Raw genomic sequence first — 20,390 nt, forward strand, 5'->3', positions numbered from 1 at the left:
CACGGGCTTAGTGTCCCAAAGAGGCTTCGGTCTCCCATCCGCCACCGCAAAAGGCATTACAGCCTCCAATGCGGATTTTGGGAAGTTACAAGGGGTTACGCTGTCGCCTCAGTCTCTGCGTACACCTGACTTCACCTTGAATACGCCGTGATCACCTCGAGAAACGCATCCCCGTAACGCTCGAGCTTCGATTGCCCGATGCCGGAAATGCCGAGCATCTCGTCTTCGTCCATCGGCCGTTCGGTGGCCATCGCAATCAGTGTCGTGTCGGGGAAGACCACATAGGGCGGGACGCCCTGGTCCCTGGCGATCTCCATGCGTTTGGCCCTGAGTGCTTCGAACAGCTCGAGATCGGCGCCATCCAGCCCCGCCTTGGCGCTTGCCGCCCGCGCAGATGAGGCCCCACGTGCCGCCTTGCCCGTCGTCGGCCGGTCCTTGCGGAACTTGACGTCCACCTCGCGCTTGAACACCGCGCGTGCCGTCTCCTCAAGCTTCAGCGCCCCGAACGCCGTGTGGTCGACGCGCACATAGCCCGCAGCCAGCAACTGCCGAAACACCGATTGCCAGGTTTTGCCCGCAATATCCTTGCCGGCCCCGAAGATCGGCATGTCGGAATGGCCAAACCGTGTGGTCTTGTCGTTCTCATTGCCCAGGAGCACATCGATCAGATGCCCGGTGCCGAAACGCTCGCCGGTGCGATAGACCGCCGCCAGCGCCTTGATCGCGGCCTCCGTGCCTTCCCAGGTCTCGACCGGTTTCAGGCAGGTGTCGCAATTGCCGCAGTTTCCGGCATGGCTCTCGCCAAAATGCTTGAGGATAGCCTGTCTTCTGCAACCGGGCGTCTCGCAGATCGCCAAGAGCGCATTGAGCTTCGCCCGCTCCACCCGCTTGATCTCGTCGGCAGCACCACCCTCGTCGATCATCCGCCCGCGCTGGATGACATCGGCCATGCCATAGGCCATCCACACGTCAGACGGCAGCCCGTCGCGCCCCGCACGGCCCGTCTCCTGGTAATAGGCCTCGACCGAGCCCGGCAGGTCGAGATGCGCGACATAGCGCACATTCGGCTTGTCGATGCCCATGCCGAAGGCGACGGTGGCAACCAGGCAGAGGTCTTCCTCCTTGAGGAAGGCATCCTGATTGGCATCCCGCACCGCCCGGTCCATCCCGGCATGATAGGCAAGCGCCCGGATACCCTGCGTTTCCAGCCATTCGGCCGTCTCCTCGACCTTGGCGCGAGACAGGCAATAAACGATGCCGCTCGATCCCTTGTGGCGGGAGAGAAAGCGCAACAGCTGCTGGCGCGGCTGGTCGCGCTCGACGATTTCATAGGCGATGTTCGGCCGGTCGAAGGAGGTGGTGAACACCTCCGCGCCCTGAAGCCCCAGCCGCTCGATAATGTCCTCGCGCGTATGCGGATCGGCAGTCGCGGTGAGTGCCATGCGTGGCACCCCCGGAAACAGGTCGGTCAGCTTGCCGAGTTCGCGGTATTCGGGCCTGAAATCATGTCCCCATTGCGAGACGCAATGCGCCTCGTCGATGGCAAACAGCGCGATCTCCACCCCTTGCATCATCTCGATGAAGCCCGGGGTCGCAGTGCGTTCGGGCGTCACATAGAGAAAGTCGAGCGCGCCGCGATCGAGTGCCCGGCGGATCTCGACATACTCCTCGCGCGAAAGCGTCGAGTTGAGCGCCGCTGCCCTGACACCCAGGCCCTTCAATGCCTCAACCTGGTCGCGCATCAGCGCAATCAGTGGCGAAACGACGATGCCCACCCCCGGCCGGCAGAGTGCCGGCACCTGGAAACAAAGGGATTTGCCGGCCCCGGTCGGAAACAGCACCACGGCATCGCCGCCGGAAACGACATGGGAGACCACCTCCGCCTGGCGCCCGCGAAAGGCCGGGTAGCCATAGACGCGCTTCAGGACGGCCAGCGGGGTGTCCCGGCCATGGGCGGAAAACAGCGGATCGGTAAGGGACTGAGTCGGCATGATCAGAGGTTTAGCCGACGGGTGAGGGGATGGCCACTGCAAAGCAGACAGGCGCCCGCAAGGGCGCCTGCTGTGTAGAAACGTGGATGCTCCGCCTCAGGTCCAGCGGTTGAAATAGCCGTTCACCCTGACCGCCACCTGCTGATGGTTGAGGTTCAGCGCGATATATTCGTATTGCAGGCCGGTGCTCACGGCGAATTCCTGGAAAGCCTTGTATTCGTGAAGCTCCCAGCCGGGATAATTGAAATATTCGTCGAACAGGATGATCGTGCCCGGCACGATGCGCTCACGCAGCTGGGTAAACACGGTCTGCGTCGACGAGTAGAGATCGCAATCGACATGCAGGAAGGACACCGGTCCCGGATGGGCATCGAGGAAGCTCGGCAGCGTGCGGTCGAACCAGCCAACGACGAGCTCGACATTCGGCTCCACGGGCGGCAGGTCGGTGCGTGCGAAAGCGCCCTTCTCGTAACCCTCGCGCCAGCCTTCCGGCAGGCCTTCAAAACTGTCGAAGCCATATACGGCGCCTGCCCGCTGCTGTGCGGTGCGGTTGATCGAGTTGCCCGAATAGACGCCGAATTCGAGCGAAAGGCCCGGCACGGTGGCACAGGACAACGCATAGTCGAGCACATCCGTTGAGCTTTGCAGGCGCTGGGCCCCCGTCATCTTCGTGTAGAGATATTGCGAGGATGTCATGGCGGCGGAGAGGTTCGCCACCGCTTCCAGATTGTGGGATGCCCCGGGCTTCTTGCCGAGTACCTCATTGACGATGAGGGCCACGTATTGAACGAATTGCGGACTGCCTATCTGGATTGCTTCCATTGCCTTTGTTGGACCCTTTGCCCCGAGCGCTTCAGCTTTCTTCCATGTAAGTCGCAGGACTTGCCCGAGGCTTGATATGTCCTTGGCCGACAGGCGGCAAGATTCCCTGGCCTGCCGGGGCTTGGGGCCCAGTCCAAGCCTGTGCACAGAGACAAAACACCCTTGCCGACCGGAGGGTCGCATGGTCCTGTCGAGACCTTTCCGCCATGATGCAAGGTTTCCAAGCCCCCATGTCCTCCCCCTTGAAACTCTATCTCGCCGGTCCCGAAGTCTTCCTGCCCGATGCCCGCGCCGTCCTCGACGAAAAGGCGGCCATGACGCGCGCCTATGGTTTCGAGCCGATCTGCCCCGGCGATCTCGTCATTCCGCCGGCCCCGACCAAACACCAGTTCGGCCTGAACATCTCCGAGATCGACGAGAGCTTCATGAACCGCGCCGATGGCGTGATTGCCAATCTCACACCCTTTCGCGGCATCGCTGCCGATCCCGGCACGGTCTTCGAACTCGGCTATATGTGCGGTGCGGGCAAGATCGTCTCGGCCTATACCAATGTCGTGGAGACCCATTTCGACCGCACGCTCGCCTGGTATGACGGCAAGCTGACCCGCGACGCAGACGGCCGCATGCGCGGTTCGGACGGTCATTCGCTCGAGGATTTCGAGATGATCGAAAACCTGATGCTGCATGGCGGCGTCGTCAGGCGCGGCGGCCACATCGCCATCCACAAGGCGAGCCCCGATCGCCTCTATCACGACCTGACCGCTTTCGAGGAATGCCTGAGGGTTCTGGCGGAGAAGCGGTGAGGGCGTTGTCTTGCGGAGCGCCTCAAAACTCCCAGGGATTGATCAGTTCGAGCGCGCAATGGCGAAAGTCATCGACGTTGCGGGTTGCAAGCGGCCCACCTTTGGTCTTTGCGACGGCCGCAATCATGCCATCGGGCGCAGACATCGTCGTCCCCCGGCGTTTTGCATCCCCCATGATCTCACCATAGGCAAGCGCCGCCTCTTCACCGAAGCCATGGATGCGCCCGGCAAACCGGCTCCGCCAGTCCTTGAGGGAAAGCTCGAGCCGTGGTGCCCGTTCGTCATCGCGAATCTTTGCAATGCCATAGGCGATCTCGCCAATCACGATACTGGATAGCGCAAGTTCGGCATCGTAGCGGATCAGCCACGCAATCACCGCCTCGTTCGGCTCCTTCTTGAAGGTCTCGGAGACCACATTGGTGTCGAGAAAGATCAAAACTCCGGTCCCTCATGCGCCTTTCGATCCGCCCGGACGACCGCGTCGAGATCGATGTCGAGCCCCGACTGCGCGCTGATCCGGCGATAGAAATCCGCCGCCGGCTCCCGGCCCGTCTGTTGCGTCTCATAGGCTTCCAGCGCCCGTTCAACGATGTCGGCGATCGAGCGATTCTCGCGACGTGCGAGCCGATGCGCCAGATCGCGGGCACGGGCGCTGCGGACAGAGAGCTGTGGTTCGGCCATGGTCAATCTCCTTGCCGGAGAATATAGCTCCGCGACTGCCTGCCATCAAGATGGCAGGAGATGGCGAGCTGTCTGATCACGCGTTGCGTGGACGACAGAGGTTTTCCTGAAATCGCAGGGCTTGTGACGCGGACAGGTCGGTGCTTTTGTCGAACTCCCACCGGAGAGCTCCCCCGTGAACCAGCATGTGACGCCGAAGCCGCCGCTCGGCCCCAGTTTCCATCGGCTTTTGGCGTCGAGCGGGCTTGCAAACCTCGCCGATGGTATCGGCATCGTCGCCTGGCCGTGGCTCGCCTCGCTGATCACCCGCGATCCCCTGGCGATCGCGCTTGTCGGTGTGGCACAGAAACTCCCCTGGTTCCTGTTCGCCCTGCCATCCGGCGTGATCAGCGACCGGCTGGATCGTCGCTGGCTGGTGATATCTATGGATTTCCTGCGCTGCGCCACGCTGCTCGGTCTGGCCCTTGCGCTGGTTATTCCCGGCCTGATGCCGCAGACACCGGTTGCCGATTTCCCCACCATTCCCCTCTACTGTCTGCTGTTGCTGGCGGCCCTGATCGTCGGATTCGCCGAGGTGCTTCGGGACAACTGTGCGATCACACTCCTGCCATCCATTGTCTCCGTCGACCGGCTGGAAACGGCGAATGGCCGCATGGGCAGCGTGGAAACCTTGATGAACATGATGATCGGCCCGCCGCTCGCCGGCCTCGTCATCGGCCTCGCACTGCCGCTCGCCTTCGGGCTCTATGGCCTCGCCTTCGCGCTTGCCGGCTTGCTGGTCCTGTCGATTCCCGGCAGGTTCCGGACCCTGAGACCCGAGCCGCGCCACTGGGTTGCCGAAATCCGCGAGGGGGCTGCTTATCTCTTCGCCCGTCCCCTGCTGCGCGATCTGGCCATTGCGCTGGGTGTCCTGAATGCCGTCGAGATGATGATGCTGACCGGGCTGGTCCTTTATGGGCAGGAGGTCATGGGCCTGAATTCGGCACAATACGGCCTGCTTCTGACCGGTGCCGCAGTCGGAGGCGTGATCGGTGGTCTGGGCGGCGAGGCCGTCATCCGCCGCATCGGCCAGTCCGCCTGCCTGCGTCTGGCCACGGCAACCTTCCTCGTCCAGGCGCTGGTGATCTTCCTCGTCCCGCTGCCGATCCTTGTCTGGGGCAGCTTCTTCCTGGTGGCGGCAACCAACATGATCTGGAACATCATCACGCTGTCTCTGCGCCAGCGCGCTGTGCCGCCGCATCTGCTCGGCCGGGTCAACAGCGTCTACCGCTTCTTCGGTCTGGGCACGATGCCGCTCGGTCTCGTTCTCTCAGGCGTCAGCGTCACCCTGGCCGAAACAGTGCTGCCGCGCAGTGCAGCCCTGGCCGTGCCCTTTGCCCTCGGCGCCATCCTCTCCCTCCTGCTGCTCGTCGCAATCTGGACCCGCGTCTCGCCAAAGGCACTCGCCGATTTTCACGCCGGATGAGGGGCTCCCACCTTCCCCTTGAGGGGGGAGGTCGCCGCAAAGCGGCGGGTGGGGGTGACGCCGGGGCCTGTAACACGCGGAATTAGGTAGAGACTGTCACCAAACCAAAATCCTGATCAACAGGCTCTTAGGATCGTCGCTCGTTGCGATGAATTAAGCTGGAGGAACGATCTTGAGTTCTTCGTGGTAATTCTGAAGCGTCGAGTAGCGGTACTCTCTGAGGATGTTCTTATCGCCTGCGTTGGCCGCTTTGACATACTTCTTGATGTATTTCTCGAATCTCTCGCGAATAAAAAGCTCCCGGTCGGCGATCTTCACGAATTCGTCTTGTGGGATATGGAAGGCGTCCTGAGATACGTGTCTTTCATTCTTGATGAGGACCGATTTTGTGTAATCCAGCCCTTTCGTTCCGGTGGTGATGAATGAAGAATGGTGCGTGATATGGGAACGCAACGGGATACCGAAAAGCATCCCGTTTTCGATGCGCACGGTAACAACCCCGTAGCCACGGGTCTTTTCAGCAGCCAAATCGCCCGTAGCCCCACCGTGAAGGGCTTCGACTAGATTGCCGTTCTCTTTGAAAAACTCTTCATCAAGTTTGACGACTTTAATTATCTTCATGGAAATCCCGGCAATAAAAAAAAAGGCCCGAAGGCCTTTTTTTGTCAGTCAGTGGGTATTTCAGTTTTTAACGTGGGGCACACCCTACCGCCACATCAGTCAGTGGGTATTTCAGTTTTTAACGTGGGGCACACCCTACCACCACATCACTAGACACGTATATGTTACGCACATGCACAACGTCAAGATCTGTTTTGCAAACGTCAGATCAGCCAGCGGGCAATACAAGTTTTTGTTCTCCTGTGACTGATATAGGTCACTTGGAGTCATTTTCAGACCGCGATGTCGATTCTTGCCATGGAAAGGCCGTGATTTACAATAGTCGTGAAGGCCTAGGCCTGACGCTGATGGAAGGCTCTGGCGCCGAGCGGAGGGTCTCTTGAATTGCCTTCCAATAATTCGAAGTCCGAAACATGAGCCGCGCAGACGCGCAACACACTGCTCTGCAGGGCTGGTGGCAGGTGCTACCTAGTTTCGCGAATGCGCCGCTGCTCGTCACCCCGGCTTGGACCTACGGTCAGCCCCTCCTCTCAAGGTAAGGGTGAAGTCATCACTTCAACGGCTCAAAAACCATCGAATGCCCGTTGATGCAGTAGCGCAGCCCCGTCGGCTTCGGGCCGTCGGGGAAGACGTGGCCGAGATGCCCGCCGCAATTGGCGCAGCGGATTTCCGTGCGCACCATGCCGAAGGCGGTGTCGCGGTGTTCGGTGACGGCATCCGGCTTTACCGGCTCGAAATAGCTCGGCCAGCCGCAGCCGGCGTCGAACTTGGTGTCGGAGACGAACAGCGCCTCGTCGCAGGCAGCACAGCGATAGAGGCCCTTGTCGAAACTGTTCCAGTAAGGGCCGGTAAAGGCGCGCTCCGTGCCGTGTTCGCGCAGGATCCGGTATTGCTCCGGCGTCAGCTGCTCGCGCCATTCGGCATCCGACTTGCTGATCTTCGGGGCGTTGGTGGGGTTGGACATCATCTTCTCCTTGGGCGAGAGCCGGGCAGGGTGCCAAGTCTAGGCCGGCCCGGGTTGGACTATAGATAGGGTCGTCGGTGCTATCAGGCAATTCTCCCTCTGCTCCCTTAGGTCGCGCAGAAGACGCCATCCTTTCACGCGAAACTGAAATACATGCGGGCTATCTCACCGAAACGTGGGTTGACGCGTCCGTGAAGGGGGGATGTTCCGTTTTTGCTTGAGACGAAGGTTGGCTTGTCCTAACACGGTCGCACCTTGTATCGACAGATGATCGAAAGCTGATCCGATGCCAGCGGGGAGATGGAATGCCTGAGATGACGAGCGACCTGACCTGGGTCGCGATGCTGTTGCCCTTCGCCGCCGCACTTCTGGCGCCCTGGCTCACGGCTCGAACAGGGGCGAATGCCGCCTGGCTCCTGGCCCTCGCGCCGGGGCTGGCCTTCGCCCACTTCGCCGGTTTCCTGCCGGAGATCGCCGCCGGCGAACGGGTCACCGGCGGCTATGCCTGGGTGCCGAGCCTCAACCTCTCCTTTTCCTGGTTCATCGACGGCTTGTCGCTCACCTTCGCGCTGTTGATCACCGGCATCGGCACGCTCATCGTGCTTTATGCCGGCGGCTACATGAAGGGCCATCCGCAGCAGGGCCGCTTCATTGGCTTCATCCTGCTCTTCATGGGCGCCATGCTCGGCCTCGTCGTCTCTGACAGCTTCCTGATGCTCTTTGTCTTCTGGGAACTGACATCGATCACCTCCTTCCTGCTGATCGGTTTTGATCACAGCCGCGAGGCCTCGCGCCGTGCAGCGCTCCAGGCGCTCGTCGTCACCGGTGGCGGCGGCCTCATCCTCTTGGCCGGCATGATCTTCATCTGGAACATCACCGGCACCAGCCAGCTCTCGCTTCTGCTCGCCACGGGTGATGCGATGCGCGAAAGCCCCTTCTATCTGGCGGCCCTCTTCCTGGTGCTCGGCGGCGCCTTCACCAAGTCGGCCCAGTTCCCCTTCCATTTCTGGCTGCCCAATGCCATGGAAGCGCCGACCCCGGTCTCGGCCTATCTGCATTCGGCCACCATGGTGAAGGCCGGCGTCTATCTGCTGATGCGCCTCAATCCTGTGATGGGAGAGACGCCCGCCTGGGAAATCCTGCTGCCCTTCTTCGGCGGCATCACGCTGATCGTCGGTGCGGTGCTGGCTGTCCGCCAGACGGATCTGAAGCTGATGCTCGCCTATACGACGGTTGCCTCGCTCGGCCTGCTCGTGATGCTGACCGGCTTTGACACCGAATATGCGGTCGAGGCGGCGGTCCTCTATCTCGTCGCACATTCGCTGTTCAAGGGCGCGCTCTTCATGGTTGCCGGCGCCATCGACCACGAGGCAGGCACCCGTGACATCACAAAGCTGGGCGGGCTTGGCAAGCTGATGCCGATCACCTTTGCTGCCGCCCTTTTGGCCGGCATCTCCATGGCCGGCCTGCCGCCGCTTTTCGGGTTCCTCGCCAAGGAAGAGATCTATTATGCGCTGGCGGGGTCAGATCCGCGCGCCATCCTCTTCACGGCGGTTGCAGTCATCGGCAATGCGCTGATGTTCGTCATCGCCTTCGCCGTCGGGTTGAAACCCTTCATCGGGAAGGAAGGCAATACGCCGAAACACGCCCATGAAGGCCCCGTGCTGCTCTGGCTCGGGCCGCTGACGCTGGCCGCGCTGTCGCTCGCAGCCGCGCTCTTCTCCGGCGTCACGCACCGCTTCATCTCCTCGCCCATGGCAAGCGCCGTCGATGGCGAGGCCCAGACGGTGACGATCAGCCTCATCCCGCATCTCGGCGTGGCACTGGCGCTGTCCGTCCTCACCGTCATTCTCGGCCTCGTGCTTTATCTCGGCCTCGACCGCCTGCGCAGCGCCGTCGATCGTCTGGTCACCGGCCTCGGCGTCAGCCCCGATCGCGGCTTCGACCATTTCATTTCCGGCCTGGTCCGCCTTTCGACGGTGGTCACCCGCTTCCTGCAGAACGGCAGGCTCGAGACCTACATCACCGCCTCCTTCGTCTTCGTCGCCCTGGTTCTGCTGGTCACGCCCGTGGTCTATGGCGAGCTTCCGACCCGCTTCAATCTGCCGTCGGAATTCGACCTGCATGAGATGGCCATTCTCGCCATCGCCGTCATTGGGGTCATCGCGGTCCTGACGGCGAGGGACCGCCTGACCGCCATCGTCTGCCTCGGCATCCAGGGCTTCGCCGTCGCGGTCATTTTCCTGCTCTACGGTGCGCCGGACCTCTCCTTCACCCAGTTCATGGTCGAGACGCTCTCGGTCGTCATCCTGGCACTGGTCATGACCCGTCTGAAACTGTCGCCCTCTGATCACCGCCCGGGTCTGGCGCGGCTGTTTGACGGCACACTGGCGATCGCTTGCGGTCTCGGCTTTGCCCTGATGCTGGTCGCCTCGACCTCAGGTCCCTTCGATGCCTCGTTGACGGCTTTCTTCGGAGAGTATTCGAAGATCATCGCCCACGGCGCCAATGTCGTGAACGTCATCATCGTCGACTTCCGCGGCGTCGACACGTTGGGCGAGATTGCTGTGGTGATGATAACAGGCCTGTCGATCCTGGCACTGATCCGCATCCGTGTCGGTCAGCCCACCATCCAGGCACCTGCGCCGTCCGCAGTCGCCCGGTCGCCGGCACCGGCACCGGCGAAGAAGAAGGGGGCAGGCAAATGAGCATGGTCTCTCAGATAATCCTCACTGCGGGTTACCCCCCTCTGTCGGCGACGCCGACATCTCCCCCACAAGGGGGGAGAGTGGCCGCGACCGTTTCGCCCGCGCTAGCCGCCTTCCGCTCTCCCCCCCTGTGGGGGAGATGCCCGCCCTTCGACAGGCTCAGGGGGCAGAGGGGGGTACCAGGAACGCATACGGCTGAGTATCGCCAACAGACTGCGACGGAGGCCCCGCGATGAACACCGTGATCTTCCGCACTTTCGCGCCTTTTCTCACGGCGCTGATGCTGGTCTTCTCGATCTTCGTGCTGCTGCGCGGGCACAACGAACCGGGTGGCGGCTTCATCGGTGGCCTGATCGGCGCCTCCGCCTTCGCCATCTATGGTATCGCCTTTGGCGTCCAGGCCGTGCGTCGCGCGCTGAAGTTCCACCCCATGTCGATCGCCGGCTTCGGCCTGCTGGTCTCGACTTTGTCCGGCGTCGTCTCCGCACCGCTCGGCTATCCCTTCATGACCGGCATCTGGGTCTATCCGAGCCTGTTCGGGGTCGAGGTGCCGTTCGCCACGGTCATTTCCTTCGATATCGGCGTCTATCTTGTCGTGGTGGGAACCTTCACCTCCATTGCGCTCGCACTCGAAGAAAGGGATGACGGCTGATGGAAGTCATCTTCTCCCTCGTTGTCGGCATCTTCTTCGCTGCCGCCGTCTATCTGATGCTCTCGAAGAAGATCATCCGCATCCTGCTCGGCATCGTGCTGCTCGGCAATGCCGTCAACATGCTGATCTTCACCACCGGCCGCCTGACGCCCGCCATCCCGCCGATCATCCCCGGCGGGGCCGACGTGCTGCCGCTGGGCACCGCCAATCCGCTGCCGCAGGCCCTCATCCTGACGGCGATCGTTATCTCCTTCTCCTTCTTCTGCTTCCTGCTGGTGCTCACCTACCGCGCCTACCAGGACCTCGGCACCGATGACTCCGCCGAAATGCGGGTGGCGGAGCCGATGGACGATCCGTTGCCGCCGAGCGGCTACTGAGCAGGAGACACGAGGACATCATGGCTGCCCCCACCACAACGCCCGTCGATTACGCCGCCGCCTATGTCATGGAGCCGGCGACGCTTGCCCACTGGCTGGCCGTTACTCCAATTGCACTCTGCATCGGCGTCGGCGCGATCCTGATGATGATCCGCCACCGCACGGACTGGCATCCGCCGGTGGCGCTCGTCGCTCTCGCGATCCTGATCGGCGTGGATGCCCTTCTCCTCATGCAGGTCATGGCAGACGGGCCGATCACCATGATGATGGGCCGCTGGCTGCCGCCCTTCGGCATCGCCATCACGGTGGACCTCACCGGCGCGCTGCTCTCACTCGCTGCGGCCATCGTCGCCTTCGCCGGGGCGCTCTATGCCCATGTCGAAATCGGCTCGAGTGGGCGCCGCTATGGTTTCTATCCGCTTCTGATGCTGCTGATGGCCGGCGTGTCCGGTGCCTTCCTGACCGGTGACATCTTCAACCTCTATGTCTGGTTCGAGGTGCTGCTGATCTCGTCCTTCGGCCTGCTGATCCTCGGCTCCGAGCGCGAGCAGATCGACGGCGCGCTGAAATATGCCGTGCTGAACCTGATGGCAACCACGCTCTTCCTGATCGCCGTCGCCTATCTCTATGGCATCTTCGGCACGCTCAACATGGCCGATATTGCGCTGAAGGTCCCGGCCTATGCCGAGACCGCGCCGCTGATGACGCTGTCGGCGCTCTTCATCCTCGCCTTCTCGATGAAGGCCGCGGCCTTCCCGGTCAATTTCTGGCTGCCTGCCTCCTATCACACGCCGCGCGTCGTGGTTTCGGCGCTGTTCGCCGGCCTGCTCACCAAGGTCGGTGTCTATGCGCTCCTGCGCGTCATGGTCATGCTCTTCCCCGTCGAGCGCGAGGCCTTGAGCCTCGTCATCGCCGTCGTCGCGGCGCTGACCATGATCCTCGGTGCCATCGGCGCGCTCGCCCAGAATGACATTCGCCGCTTCCTCGGCTTCGTCGTCATCGCCGGCATCGGCAACATGCTGGCGGGCGTGGCGATTGGTGGCGAGATGGCCGTCGGTGCCGCCATCTTCTACGCGCTGCATTCCATCCTGCTGATGACTGCCCTCTATCTGGTCGCCGGCGAGATCGCCCGCCTTGGCGGCAGTTTCCGCCTCGACCGTGTGGCGGGTCTCTGGACTGCCGCACCGGCCTTTGCCGCCATATCCCTGGCGCTGTTCTTTGCCGGCAGCGGCCTGCCGCCCTTTTCCGGCTTCTGGCCCAAGACGCTGCTCGTCAAGGCCTCGATCGATATCGGCGCCTGGTGGTTGGCGGCCTCCGTGCTCGTCTCCGGCTTCCTGACCACGATTGCCTTCGGTCGCGTCTTCCTCTTCGCCTTCTGGCGACCGGTGGCCGTCGAGGGGGCCGCCAATGCGGTCGCCCCGGCCATCTCCGCCGGTGCCGAGCGCTGGCGCATGGCGCCGATCCTGCTGCTGACCGGCTTCGTCGTCTGGTTCGGCCTCTTCCCCGATAGCCTGATCGTCGCCAGCCAGCAGGCGGCTGCCGGTCTCGGCGACCCGACCGCCTATATCCGCTCCGTCTTCCCTGAAGGAGGTGCCCGATGAGCCTTTATGCGATCAGCATCCTGATGGCGGTGATCTGGGCCACCGTGTCAGGCAGTTTCACGCTCCTCAACCTGATCTTCGGCTTCGTCCTCTCGCTGCTGACACTCTATCTGCTGCGCGAGCGTTTCGTCGGTCGCGACTATACCAGCCGCAGCCGTCGCGTGTTTGCGCTGGTGCTGCTGTTTCTCGTCGAACTCGCCAAATCCGCCTGGAAGGTCGCAATACTCGTCCTCCGGCCCAACATGGATCTGAAGCCCGGCATCTTTGCCTATCGGCTGACGGTGAAGAGCGACTGGGAGATCTCACTGCTCGCCAATCTCATCACGCTCACACCCGGCACGCTCTCCGTCGATGTGTCGGAAGACCGCCAGACGCTCTATATCCATGCGATCGATTGCAGTGACGTCGAGGCGGCGCGGCGTGACATCGCCGAGGGCTTCGAGAAGAAGATCATGGAGGCCTTTGCCTGATGACCCCTGAACTCATCGTCGAATACGCCTCGATCTTCGCCATTTTCATCCTGGTGATCGCGCTGCTGATGACGGTCTACCGCGCCGTGGTCGGTCCGACGCTGCCCGACCGCATCATCGCGCTCGACATGCTGGTCGGCATCGTCATCGGCTTCATCGCTGTGATCGCGCTGAGAACCGGCTACACGCTCTATATCGACATCGCCATCGCGCTCGGCCTCGTTGGCTTCCTGGCAACCGTCGCCTTCGCCCGTTTCATCCTTGTCCGTGGCGTCGTCGGGGAGGGGGAGCAGGTCCAGTCCGGTCCGCAACGCGCCGCAGTCAAGGGCAAGGCCGCCCGCAAGCCTGCCAAAACAGGCAAATCGTCCAAATCAGCCGCCGCACGTGGCAAGGAGGTCAACTGATGTCCATGCTCGCCGCCATTTTCGTCGCATTCATCATGGTCGTCGGCGCGCTCTTTTCACTGATCGCCGCGATCGGCGTCAATCGCCTGCCCGATCTCTATACACGCATGCATGCGGCCTCCAAGGCGGGCACCGTCGGTTCCGGCCTGCTTCTGCTCGCCGTCGGCATTCATGCGGCTGATGTCGCCACTTTCGGCCGCGCCCTGGCCGGCATCGTGTTTTTCATCCTCACCGCTCCCGTGTCGGCGCACTTGCTGGCCCGCGCAGCGCACAAGGTGGGCTACACGCTTTCATCTGTATCTGTACGTGACGATATGAGCAGATGATATAATTGACGTAAGTTATGGTTGAACTTTGGATTTTTTTGAAATCGCAGTTCTATCTTTGCAATGCAAAATCGAACGAACGTCTAATAAAGCCGGTTTATACCCGTCAAATCTAGTAGAAATAACCGGTAGACATTTATGCCAAGAGTGGTAATTCCATATCGAGGGCGCTGATCTGTTGCGTGCCTGATCTGTAGGTGAAGTTGAATCTAGGTATTGCCACACGTAGGCGCCAGATCTTCGCCAGGATCGGCGTTACAGGTGCCTGGACGGTTTGGGGTCGTCCGGTATTCCAGCTGATCTTCGTGGGGTTGTTTTCTTCTTCTCCCTTCGCCGTCCTCGGCAAGGGAGAGGCACTATGAATCGTGTCTGCGGGCGACGGCGGAGCGCCGCAGGCTTATGAACAGGAGACGTGAATGAGTGAAGTACAACAGGGACCCAGCCAGCAAGTGCTGGTGGAACTGACGGCTGACATCGTGGCAGCCTATGTCAGCAACCATGTGGTCCAGGTCAGTGATCTGACCAATTTGATTGCCGATGTCCACCAGGCGCTGAGCAACACCACCTCGCCGACCCCGGTGCCGGTCGTCGTCGAAAAGCCGAAGCCGCCGGTTCCGATCCGCAAGTCGATCGAGGACGACTACCTGATCTGCCTCGAGGATGGTCAGAAGTTCAAGTCGCTGAAGCGCCACCTGATGACCCATTACAACATGACGCCGGAAGAATACCGCGAGAAGTGGGGCCTGCCGTCCGACTATCCGATGGTAGCCCCTGCCTATGCCGAAGCGCGCTCGCGCCTCGCCAAGGAAATGGGCCTCGGCCAGCGCCGCAAGCGCAGCAAGTAAGCCGGTCTGGATGCCCCTGCATCCGTTGCCAGAAAACGAGGCCGGTCCAGCGACCGGCCTTTTTTATGAATTAAGAAAGGAAAATATTCCGAATTTGTGATGGTGTCGTCGCACGCAGGCGTGCTTTGCGAAGCCATAAATTTGTTAGGACCCATCAAATTATGGGGTACAAAAGCGCTGTCGCTCTGTTAGCTTTAATAGGAAGAAAATCCTATTGCGAGGCGCGCTATGACCATCGATACTTCGCCAGTCTCACCCGCTCACCCCTTGTCGGCTGCGCCGGCCATCGAATGGTCGCCCGATGACGACCAATTCACCCCGGCGACCCTAGACGATGATCGTCAGTTGACGCCCGAACGGCGGCTTCTCTGCATGATCGTCCGGCAACTGGCCGAGGAGCTTCTGCGCGCCACCGGCCTTGACCACGATCAGGAGCCCGGGAGGCGGGCCGCGAACCATGTCCGTCAGGTCGCAATGTATGTCTGCCATGTCGCCTATTCCATGCCCATGGGCGAGGTGGCCCAGGCCTTCGGCCGCGACCGCTCCACGGTCGGCCATGCTTGCCGCATGGTCGAGGACCGGCGTGACGACCGCGCCTACGACACCTTCGTCGCCATTGTCGAGCGCATGGCGAGCGCCGTGCATCTGCTCGCCGGCCGCCGCATCTGAAGGGAGGGAGAGATCATGACCCGCAGCGAAAGACGGCAGATCCGCCAGATCCTGCGCCGCGCTCTTGCCGCGCCGCTTCTTACTGGCACAACCAGCCCCGAGGCGGGCGCCGACCGCAGCTCCACGATTTCAGCCGGCATGGCTCCGGATCTCATCGCCCGGCTGGTCTCCGACGGTCTGCTTGCCCCATCGCCCCGGGGCTTCGTCGCTACGCCGCAAACCGCCGCCTGGCTGCGCCGCGATCTCTGTGATCTGCCCGACGAGGCCCATGCCAGCCAGCATCGCACTGTCGCCGTCGAGACGCTGGACATGCCGGACGGACGCCAGGTGGCGCGCCGCAACCTTCAGGAATCGCCGCTCTTTCCGTTGCTGCGCCTCAAGGAGAAGGACGGGCGTCCCTTTCTCTCCGAGGAGGCCCTTGCCGCCGGAGAGCGGCTCGCCGCAGATTTCGACTTCGCCGGCCTGCAGCCGCGCATCACCGCAAGCTGGGAGCCGAGACTTGCGAGCCGCAGCACGGGTGCCCCGCCGGCAGCCGTCGAGCTGACGGACAACAGGCTCTCTGCCCGAAGCCGCGTCACGCGTGCCATGGAGGCCATGGGCCCGGAACTGTCCGGTGTGGCGCTCGATGTCTGCTGCTTTGGAAAGGGGCTCGAAACCGTCGAGCGCGAGCGTCAATGGCCGGCCCGCTCCGCCAAGCTCATGCTGCGGGCGGCCCTGCTTTCGCTCGCCCGCCACTATACCCCGCCAGCGCCGAAATCGCGGTCGCGCCACTGGGGCGACGAAGGCTTTCGGCCGGAGATGGCGTGAGCGCCTGATCGCCTGAGGCTAAACGATCCGCCGAGCCGCCTCTTCGCGGATCCGCTGGATCATCGAGCGTAGGCCGTTGGCCCGCTGCGCGGTCAGGTGTTCGAGAAGCCCAAGCTGCTTGAAGAGATCCAGCGCGTCGAAGGCGACCACTTCGGACGCTCGTCTGCCCGAATAGGCCTCGAGCACGATGGCGACCAGTCCGCGCACGATGAAGGCGTCGCTGTCACCGCGAAAGGTCATGACCGGATCGGCGCCGTCGCCGGATGTGACCGAGAGCCAGACCTGGCTGGCGCAGCCCTGCACCTTGTTCTCCGCCGATTTTTCCGCATCCGGCAGGTCCGGCAGCGCCTTCCCGAGCTCGATCACATAGCGCATCCGGTCCTCCCAATCCTCCAGGAAGCCGAAGTCGTCGATCATCTCGTTCAAAGTCGCCATGCTGCACCCGCTCTTTTCGTCCGCCCCATATAGGCCAGACCCGAGCCCTTTTGAACCGGCTGCGGCAAGGAAACCTGTCGGTGGCTTTCGCGGCATCAGTCGAACAAGAAAAAAGCCGCGCAGCTTGCGCTACGCGGCCCGGCAAATGCCGAATTCAGTGAGGGACAGGCAGACAGGCATCCGGTCCATGGCAGGGCCGGTTGCAAGCAGGTGAGGGGCGGGCATCCGCCCCGGAATTCTTGAAGGATTGCCGGATGGCAATCGGATGGAATGGTCAGGCCGTCAGAGTTTCGGCGGCTGATAGGGTTTCGGCAGGTGCTTCGGGCGTTCCGTCGGTGTCACCGTGCCTGTGATCACGGGAGCCTCGGTCTCGACGCTTGCGAGGCGCGGTGTTTCCACGGCGGGCTTGAGGATCTCCACGCCACCGGTCTGCGGCGCCAGCGTTTCGTCGGCCACGGCCGTCGTGCCGTCGTCGGTGAATTGCTTGTCGAGCAGCTGGTAGGCGACGAGCGCCCCTTCGCGGGCCCGCTGGCCGAGCGCCTGGAAGGTCTGGGCGCCCTTTTCGCAGACCTCGGGCTTCTCGACGCAGAGCGAGGTCACGTAGTCATAGGCACCGCTGGCGGCGGTGACGGCCGCACCCATGTCGAAGCCGGCGCCGTCCTTTTCCTCCGCAGGCGGGGCCGCGAGGAAGGACAGGGCGACCAGTGTCGCGGTGCAATAGAAAGTTCCCTTGATCAGAAACCACATGGTCTTCACCAAATCCCTGTTGCCGGTCTTTGCCGGAACGGCCCGGGTTTCTCCCCGAACTCGTGAATGCCACCCTAGGTTTGATTCGCGAAAATCGCTTTTCTAAACCCGTTCGGCTTTGAGGCGAATTTGACTAAAATTCGAGTGATCCCGGCGTTTTGGGGCACTCGTGTCAAAGTTTAGCGGTTGGCGTTAAGCATAAATGTGGCGCGCGCCCGGCAATCCACCGCTTGTTGCGGCATTGCGCCACCACAAGTGTTAACGGTATTGCGAAAAATCGAATGATTTCAGCGCTTACGCTCCATTAACCATGTTCTGGAAAGCCTTCTCCGGCTGTCCTGTTTCGGGTCAGAACCAGCGCTTGCGGGCGCTCGCGGCCCCCAGCCTTATCTATTCCTTAAGCGCGTCCGGCCTATCTTCCCCGGGTAAATCAGAGGAACCGGTCGCGGATTTCTGGCGTGGTTGTATTGCGTAAAGTGTCGGATGCATTGACGGTGACGATGGACGGGCTGCTGGCCCGGCTGCTGTCGCGTCACGCCGCCGGCCGCCCGATCGACCGGGCCGAAATCGCCGCCCTGCGCCGGCTGACCTTTGCCCTTTCGCCGGCCTTCCTTGCCATACCCGCCGGCCTCACCCTTCTCTTCGGCGCCGCCACCGGCCTGCCGATCGGCTTTGCCCTCGCCACCGCGCTCTATTTGCTGGCCGCCGTCGCTCTGGTCGCCGGTCGCCGTCTCGGGGCCGCCGGTGCAGAGGCAAAGGTGCCGCCGCATGCGGGGATCGCCGCCGATCCATATGAGTTCTGCCCTGGCCTCTTTCTGACGGTCGATGCCGGCGGTATCGTCCGCTCCGCTGGCGGCCGCGACCGCCAGATGTTTCTTTCCTTCCTGCGTGAACCTCTGGCGCGGCCCTTCGTCGAGCAGGTGCATGTCTCCGACCGTCTGGCCTTCGTCCAGGCGCTCGACGAACTGCGCCTCGGCGCCGATGTCGTGGTCACCGATCTGCGGCTCGATCGTCCGGTCATCGGCCTCGACCAGGCCCAGTTCCTCAATGTCCGCCTCGACATGACCGCCGTGCGCGCCGACGACGGCACTCTCCTCGCCGTCCGAGCCCAGATGCTTGACATCGAGGGCGAGATGCGGATGCGCGATGCGGTTGCCCGCAAGGAGGAGGAGGCGAACGCGGCGCACGAGATCAAGAGCCGCTTCCTCGCCGCCGTCAGCCACGAGATGCGCACCCCGCTCAACGCCATCCTCGGCTTTTCCGACATCCTCGCCGGCGAATATTTCGGCAAGCTCGAAAACGACCGCCAGCGCGAATATGTCCAGCTGATCCGCCAGTCGGGCGCCCATCTCCTGTCTGTGGTCAACACCATGCTCGACATGTCGAAGATCGAGGCGGGCCGCTACGAGCTCCTGCTCGAAGGCTTCGACCTTGCCGATACCTTGACCGAATGCGAGCGCATGCTCTCGTTGCAGGCCCAGACGAAGGGCGTGAAGCTGACAAGCCGCCTGCCCAGGGGCCTGGGCGAAATCACCGCCGACAGCCGGGCGCTGCGCCAGATCGTCATCAATCTCGTCTGCAACGCGATCAAGTTCACCGAGACCGGCGGTGCCGTCATCATTGATGCCATCAGGACTGGCAACGAGGTGACCATCAGTGTCAGCGACACGGGCATCGGCATCGCGCCGGAAAAGATGGCCCTGATCGGCCGCCCCTTCATACAGGTGCAGAACGATCTCAATCGAAACCATGAGGGTTCCGGCCTGGGTCTTTCGCTGGTAAAGGGATTGACGGCCCTCCATGGTGGCACCTTCCGGATCGAAAGCCGGCCGGGTGAGGGGACTGTCGTGATGGTGACCCTGCCGGTCGACGGCTCCGGCGCCAGGGCTGCAGACGAAACGAACATGGTCGAATTCCCGCCGCGCCTCGCCGAGGCGGGAGCCGGCCGCAAGACGGGTGGGAAAGCACCGGGGCATGACCAAGCGGAAGCGAAAATCGCCTGAGAAGAAGAAGGTTGGCTCAAGTGCCCTCCGGCTTCTGTCGTGGGGCGCGGGCGCGCTCGCGCGGCTGGCCGGGCGCCACCCGCGCGCCCTGGGCGGCTCCGCATGCTTCACCCTGGTCTTCGGCACGATCGCTGCCAATGCCCTCTGGTACCAGCCGGGCCAGCATCCCTCGCCCTTCCTGCGCACCCGCGACGCCGAGGATTTCACCGCACTCTCCGGCGTCCCGCGCACCCCGCTGTTGAGCGAGCAGGATCCCGATACCGTCACAACCTTCCGCATCCAGCGCGAGACGCCTGCCGAAACCACGCCGGAGCAGGCGGCCGGCGATCCGGCGGGCCTGAAGCTTGCGAGCCTGCCGGCCAATGCCGCCGAGACCGCAGACCTCATCCGCAAGGTCCAGGCCGAACTCCTGCGTCGGGGCCTGTATGATGGTGAGGCGGACGGTGTCATCGGCCCGCGCACCGAGACCGCGATCGCCGTCTTCCAGAAGACTGTCGGCATGGAAGCGAACGGCCTCGTCACGCCGGAACTGCTCGCGGCCCTGACCCTCGACCGCAGCGTGACCGCCGCCGTGCCGGCCCAGCGTCCGGTGATGGATCTCGACGCCACCGGCGAGGATCCCGTCGCCGCCGCGATCCTCAGCGCCGAAACCCAGGTCGTCACCGCGCCGCGTCGGCCGGTCGCAGCCCCGGCTGTCCTGCCGCCGAAAGAGGTGAAGTCCACGGCTCCGCCGCCGGTCCAGCAGGCGAACTTCGACCCCGGCCTGGTGATGGAAATCCAGCGCGGCCTGTCCAACATGGCCTACAAGAACATCACCATCGATGGCGTCCCCGGCGACGATACCCGAGCGGCCATCCGTCGCTTCGAGCGCCACTACCAACTGCCGGAAACCGGTGAGCCCAGTGCCGCCGTGCTCAAGAAACTCAAGGCCATAGGCGCTCTCTGAGGCTTTCGTCTAAGTGAGTTTTCGCATTCTCTGAATAAAGCCCTCATTAATCA

At 62.7% G+C, this 20,390-nt stretch carries 22 protein-coding genes; 14 read left to right on the forward strand and 8 right to left on the reverse strand.

Annotated features, from left to right (window positions below):
- Positions 1-131: 131 nt before the first annotated feature.
- Both recQ and J2045_RS21565 read right to left on the reverse strand, forming a co-directional pair.
- Positions 132-1,991 (reverse strand): DNA helicase RecQ, encoded by a 1,860-nt coding sequence (recQ, locus tag J2045_RS21560; protein ID WP_307377042.1) that lies wholly within the window; start codon positions 1,989-1,991, stop codon positions 132-134.
- A gap of 96 nt (positions 1,992-2,087) precedes the next feature.
- Entirely contained in the window at positions 2,088-2,813 is a 726-nt protein-coding gene (locus J2045_RS21565; protein ID WP_307377045.1) for a class I SAM-dependent methyltransferase, read from the reverse strand.
- A 230-nt stretch (positions 2,814-3,043) separates the two neighbouring features.
- On the opposite strand from J2045_RS21565, the gene J2045_RS21570 reads away from it, so the two are divergent.
- On the forward strand, positions 3,044-3,616 hold the full coding sequence (locus J2045_RS21570) for a nucleoside 2-deoxyribosyltransferase (protein WP_307377050.1): 573 nt from the start codon (positions 3,044-3,046) through the stop codon (positions 3,614-3,616).
- A gap of 22 nt (positions 3,617-3,638) precedes the next feature.
- Here J2045_RS21570 and J2045_RS21575 read toward each other — a convergent pair whose 3' ends face one another.
- Positions 3,639-4,052, reverse strand: coding sequence for a type II toxin-antitoxin system VapC family toxin (locus tag J2045_RS21575; RefSeq protein WP_307377052.1), 414 nt, complete (start codon positions 4,050-4,052; stop codon positions 3,639-3,641).
- Entirely contained in the window at positions 4,049-4,297 is a 249-nt protein-coding gene (locus tag J2045_RS21580; RefSeq protein ID WP_307377055.1) for a plasmid stabilization protein, read from the reverse strand. Before J2045_RS21580 ends, J2045_RS21575 begins: the two co-directional genes overlap by 4 nt.
- 175 nt (positions 4,298-4,472) lie before the next feature.
- Between J2045_RS21580 and J2045_RS21585 the strand changes: the two genes are divergently transcribed.
- The gene (locus tag J2045_RS21585) at positions 4,473-5,762 is read left to right on the forward strand and encodes an MFS transporter (protein WP_307377057.1); all 1,290 of its coding nucleotides are present in this window, start codon (positions 4,473-4,475) and stop codon (positions 5,760-5,762) included.
- Positions 5,763-5,915: 153 nt separating this feature from the next.
- Here J2045_RS21585 and tenpIN read toward each other — a convergent pair whose 3' ends face one another.
- Both tenpIN and msrB read right to left on the reverse strand, forming a co-directional pair.
- Positions 5,916-6,383 carry a type III toxin-antitoxin system TenpIN family toxin gene (tenpIN, locus tag J2045_RS21590; protein ID WP_307377060.1) on the reverse strand — a complete coding sequence of 156 codons (468 nt, stop codon included), beginning with the start codon at positions 6,381-6,383 and terminating at the stop codon, positions 5,916-5,918.
- A gap of 550 nt (positions 6,384-6,933) precedes the next feature.
- Positions 6,934-7,347 carry a peptide-methionine (R)-S-oxide reductase MsrB gene (gene msrB, locus J2045_RS21595; RefSeq protein ID WP_307377065.1) on the reverse strand — a complete coding sequence of 138 codons (414 nt, stop codon included), beginning with the start codon at positions 7,345-7,347 and terminating at the stop codon, positions 6,934-6,936.
- A gap of 314 nt (positions 7,348-7,661) precedes the next feature.
- On the opposite strand from msrB, the gene J2045_RS21600 reads away from it, so the two are divergent.
- From J2045_RS21600 to J2045_RS21645, 10 genes are all read left to right on the forward strand, one after another.
- Positions 7,662-10,055 carry a putative monovalent cation/H+ antiporter subunit A gene (locus J2045_RS21600; RefSeq protein ID WP_307377208.1) on the forward strand — a complete coding sequence of 798 codons (2,394 nt, stop codon included), beginning with the start codon at positions 7,662-7,664 and terminating at the stop codon, positions 10,053-10,055.
- Between the two features lie 232 nt (positions 10,056-10,287).
- A complete protein-coding gene (locus tag J2045_RS21605; protein WP_307377067.1) occupies positions 10,288-10,707 on the forward strand; it encodes a Na+/H+ antiporter subunit B in 420 nt (139 codons plus the stop codon).
- Positions 10,707-11,084 carry a Na+/H+ antiporter subunit C gene (locus J2045_RS21610; protein WP_307377069.1) on the forward strand — a complete coding sequence of 126 codons (378 nt, stop codon included), beginning with the start codon at positions 10,707-10,709 and terminating at the stop codon, positions 11,082-11,084. The genes J2045_RS21605 and J2045_RS21610 overlap by 1 nt, the downstream gene beginning before the upstream one ends.
- Before the next feature lie 20 nt (positions 11,085-11,104).
- Complete coding sequence (locus J2045_RS21615; protein ID WP_307377071.1) at positions 11,105-12,685, forward strand: Na+/H+ antiporter subunit D; 1,581 nt, start codon at positions 11,105-11,107, stop codon at positions 12,683-12,685.
- Complete coding sequence (locus J2045_RS21620; protein ID WP_307377073.1) at positions 12,682-13,155, forward strand: Na+/H+ antiporter subunit E; 474 nt, start codon at positions 12,682-12,684, stop codon at positions 13,153-13,155. The genes J2045_RS21615 and J2045_RS21620 overlap by 4 nt, the downstream gene beginning before the upstream one ends.
- Positions 13,155-13,559, forward strand: a complete 405-nt coding sequence (locus J2045_RS21625; RefSeq protein WP_307377075.1) for a cation:proton antiporter — start codon at positions 13,155-13,157, stop codon at positions 13,557-13,559. Before J2045_RS21620 ends, J2045_RS21625 begins: the two co-directional genes overlap by 1 nt.
- Positions 13,559-13,885 carry a monovalent cation/H(+) antiporter subunit G gene (gene mnhG, locus J2045_RS21630; protein ID WP_166604330.1) on the forward strand — a complete coding sequence of 109 codons (327 nt, stop codon included), beginning with the start codon at positions 13,559-13,561 and terminating at the stop codon, positions 13,883-13,885. The genes J2045_RS21625 and mnhG overlap by 1 nt, the downstream gene beginning before the upstream one ends.
- 416 nt (positions 13,886-14,301) lie before the next feature.
- Positions 14,302-14,730 (forward strand): Ros/MucR family transcriptional regulator, encoded by a 429-nt coding sequence (locus J2045_RS21635; RefSeq protein ID WP_307377077.1) that lies wholly within the window; start codon positions 14,302-14,304, stop codon positions 14,728-14,730.
- Positions 14,731-14,958: 228 nt separating this feature from the next.
- Entirely contained in the window at positions 14,959-15,399 is a 441-nt protein-coding gene (locus J2045_RS21640) for a helix-turn-helix domain-containing protein (RefSeq protein WP_307377079.1), read from the forward strand.
- A 15-nt stretch (positions 15,400-15,414) separates the two neighbouring features.
- Entirely contained in the window at positions 15,415-16,206 is a 792-nt protein-coding gene (locus tag J2045_RS21645) for a DUF6456 domain-containing protein (protein ID WP_307377081.1), read from the forward strand.
- An 18-nt stretch (positions 16,207-16,224) separates the two neighbouring features.
- Here J2045_RS21645 and J2045_RS21650 read toward each other — a convergent pair whose 3' ends face one another.
- Both J2045_RS21650 and J2045_RS21655 read right to left on the reverse strand, forming a co-directional pair.
- Complete coding sequence (locus J2045_RS21650; protein WP_166604334.1) at positions 16,225-16,641, reverse strand: SufE family protein; 417 nt, start codon at positions 16,639-16,641, stop codon at positions 16,225-16,227.
- A 282-nt stretch (positions 16,642-16,923) separates the two neighbouring features.
- Positions 16,924-17,388 carry a DUF5330 domain-containing protein gene (locus J2045_RS21655; RefSeq protein ID WP_307377083.1) on the reverse strand — a complete coding sequence of 155 codons (465 nt, stop codon included), beginning with the start codon at positions 17,386-17,388 and terminating at the stop codon, positions 16,924-16,926.
- A 500-nt stretch (positions 17,389-17,888) separates the two neighbouring features.
- Between J2045_RS21655 and J2045_RS21660 the strand changes: the two genes are divergently transcribed.
- Positions 17,889-19,391 carry an ATP-binding protein gene (locus tag J2045_RS21660; protein WP_370873192.1) on the forward strand — a complete coding sequence of 501 codons (1,503 nt, stop codon included), beginning with the start codon at positions 17,889-17,891 and terminating at the stop codon, positions 19,389-19,391.
- Positions 19,363-20,337 carry a peptidoglycan-binding domain-containing protein gene (locus J2045_RS21665; protein WP_307377087.1) on the forward strand — a complete coding sequence of 325 codons (975 nt, stop codon included), beginning with the start codon at positions 19,363-19,365 and terminating at the stop codon, positions 20,335-20,337. The genes J2045_RS21660 and J2045_RS21665 overlap by 29 nt, the downstream gene beginning before the upstream one ends.
- The last annotated feature ends 53 nt before the right edge of the window (positions 20,338-20,390 follow it).

It is taken from the genome of Peteryoungia aggregata LMG 23059 (assembly GCF_030814435.1).
Taxonomy (GTDB): Bacteria; Pseudomonadota; Alphaproteobacteria; order Rhizobiales; family Rhizobiaceae; genus Allorhizobium; species Allorhizobium aggregatum.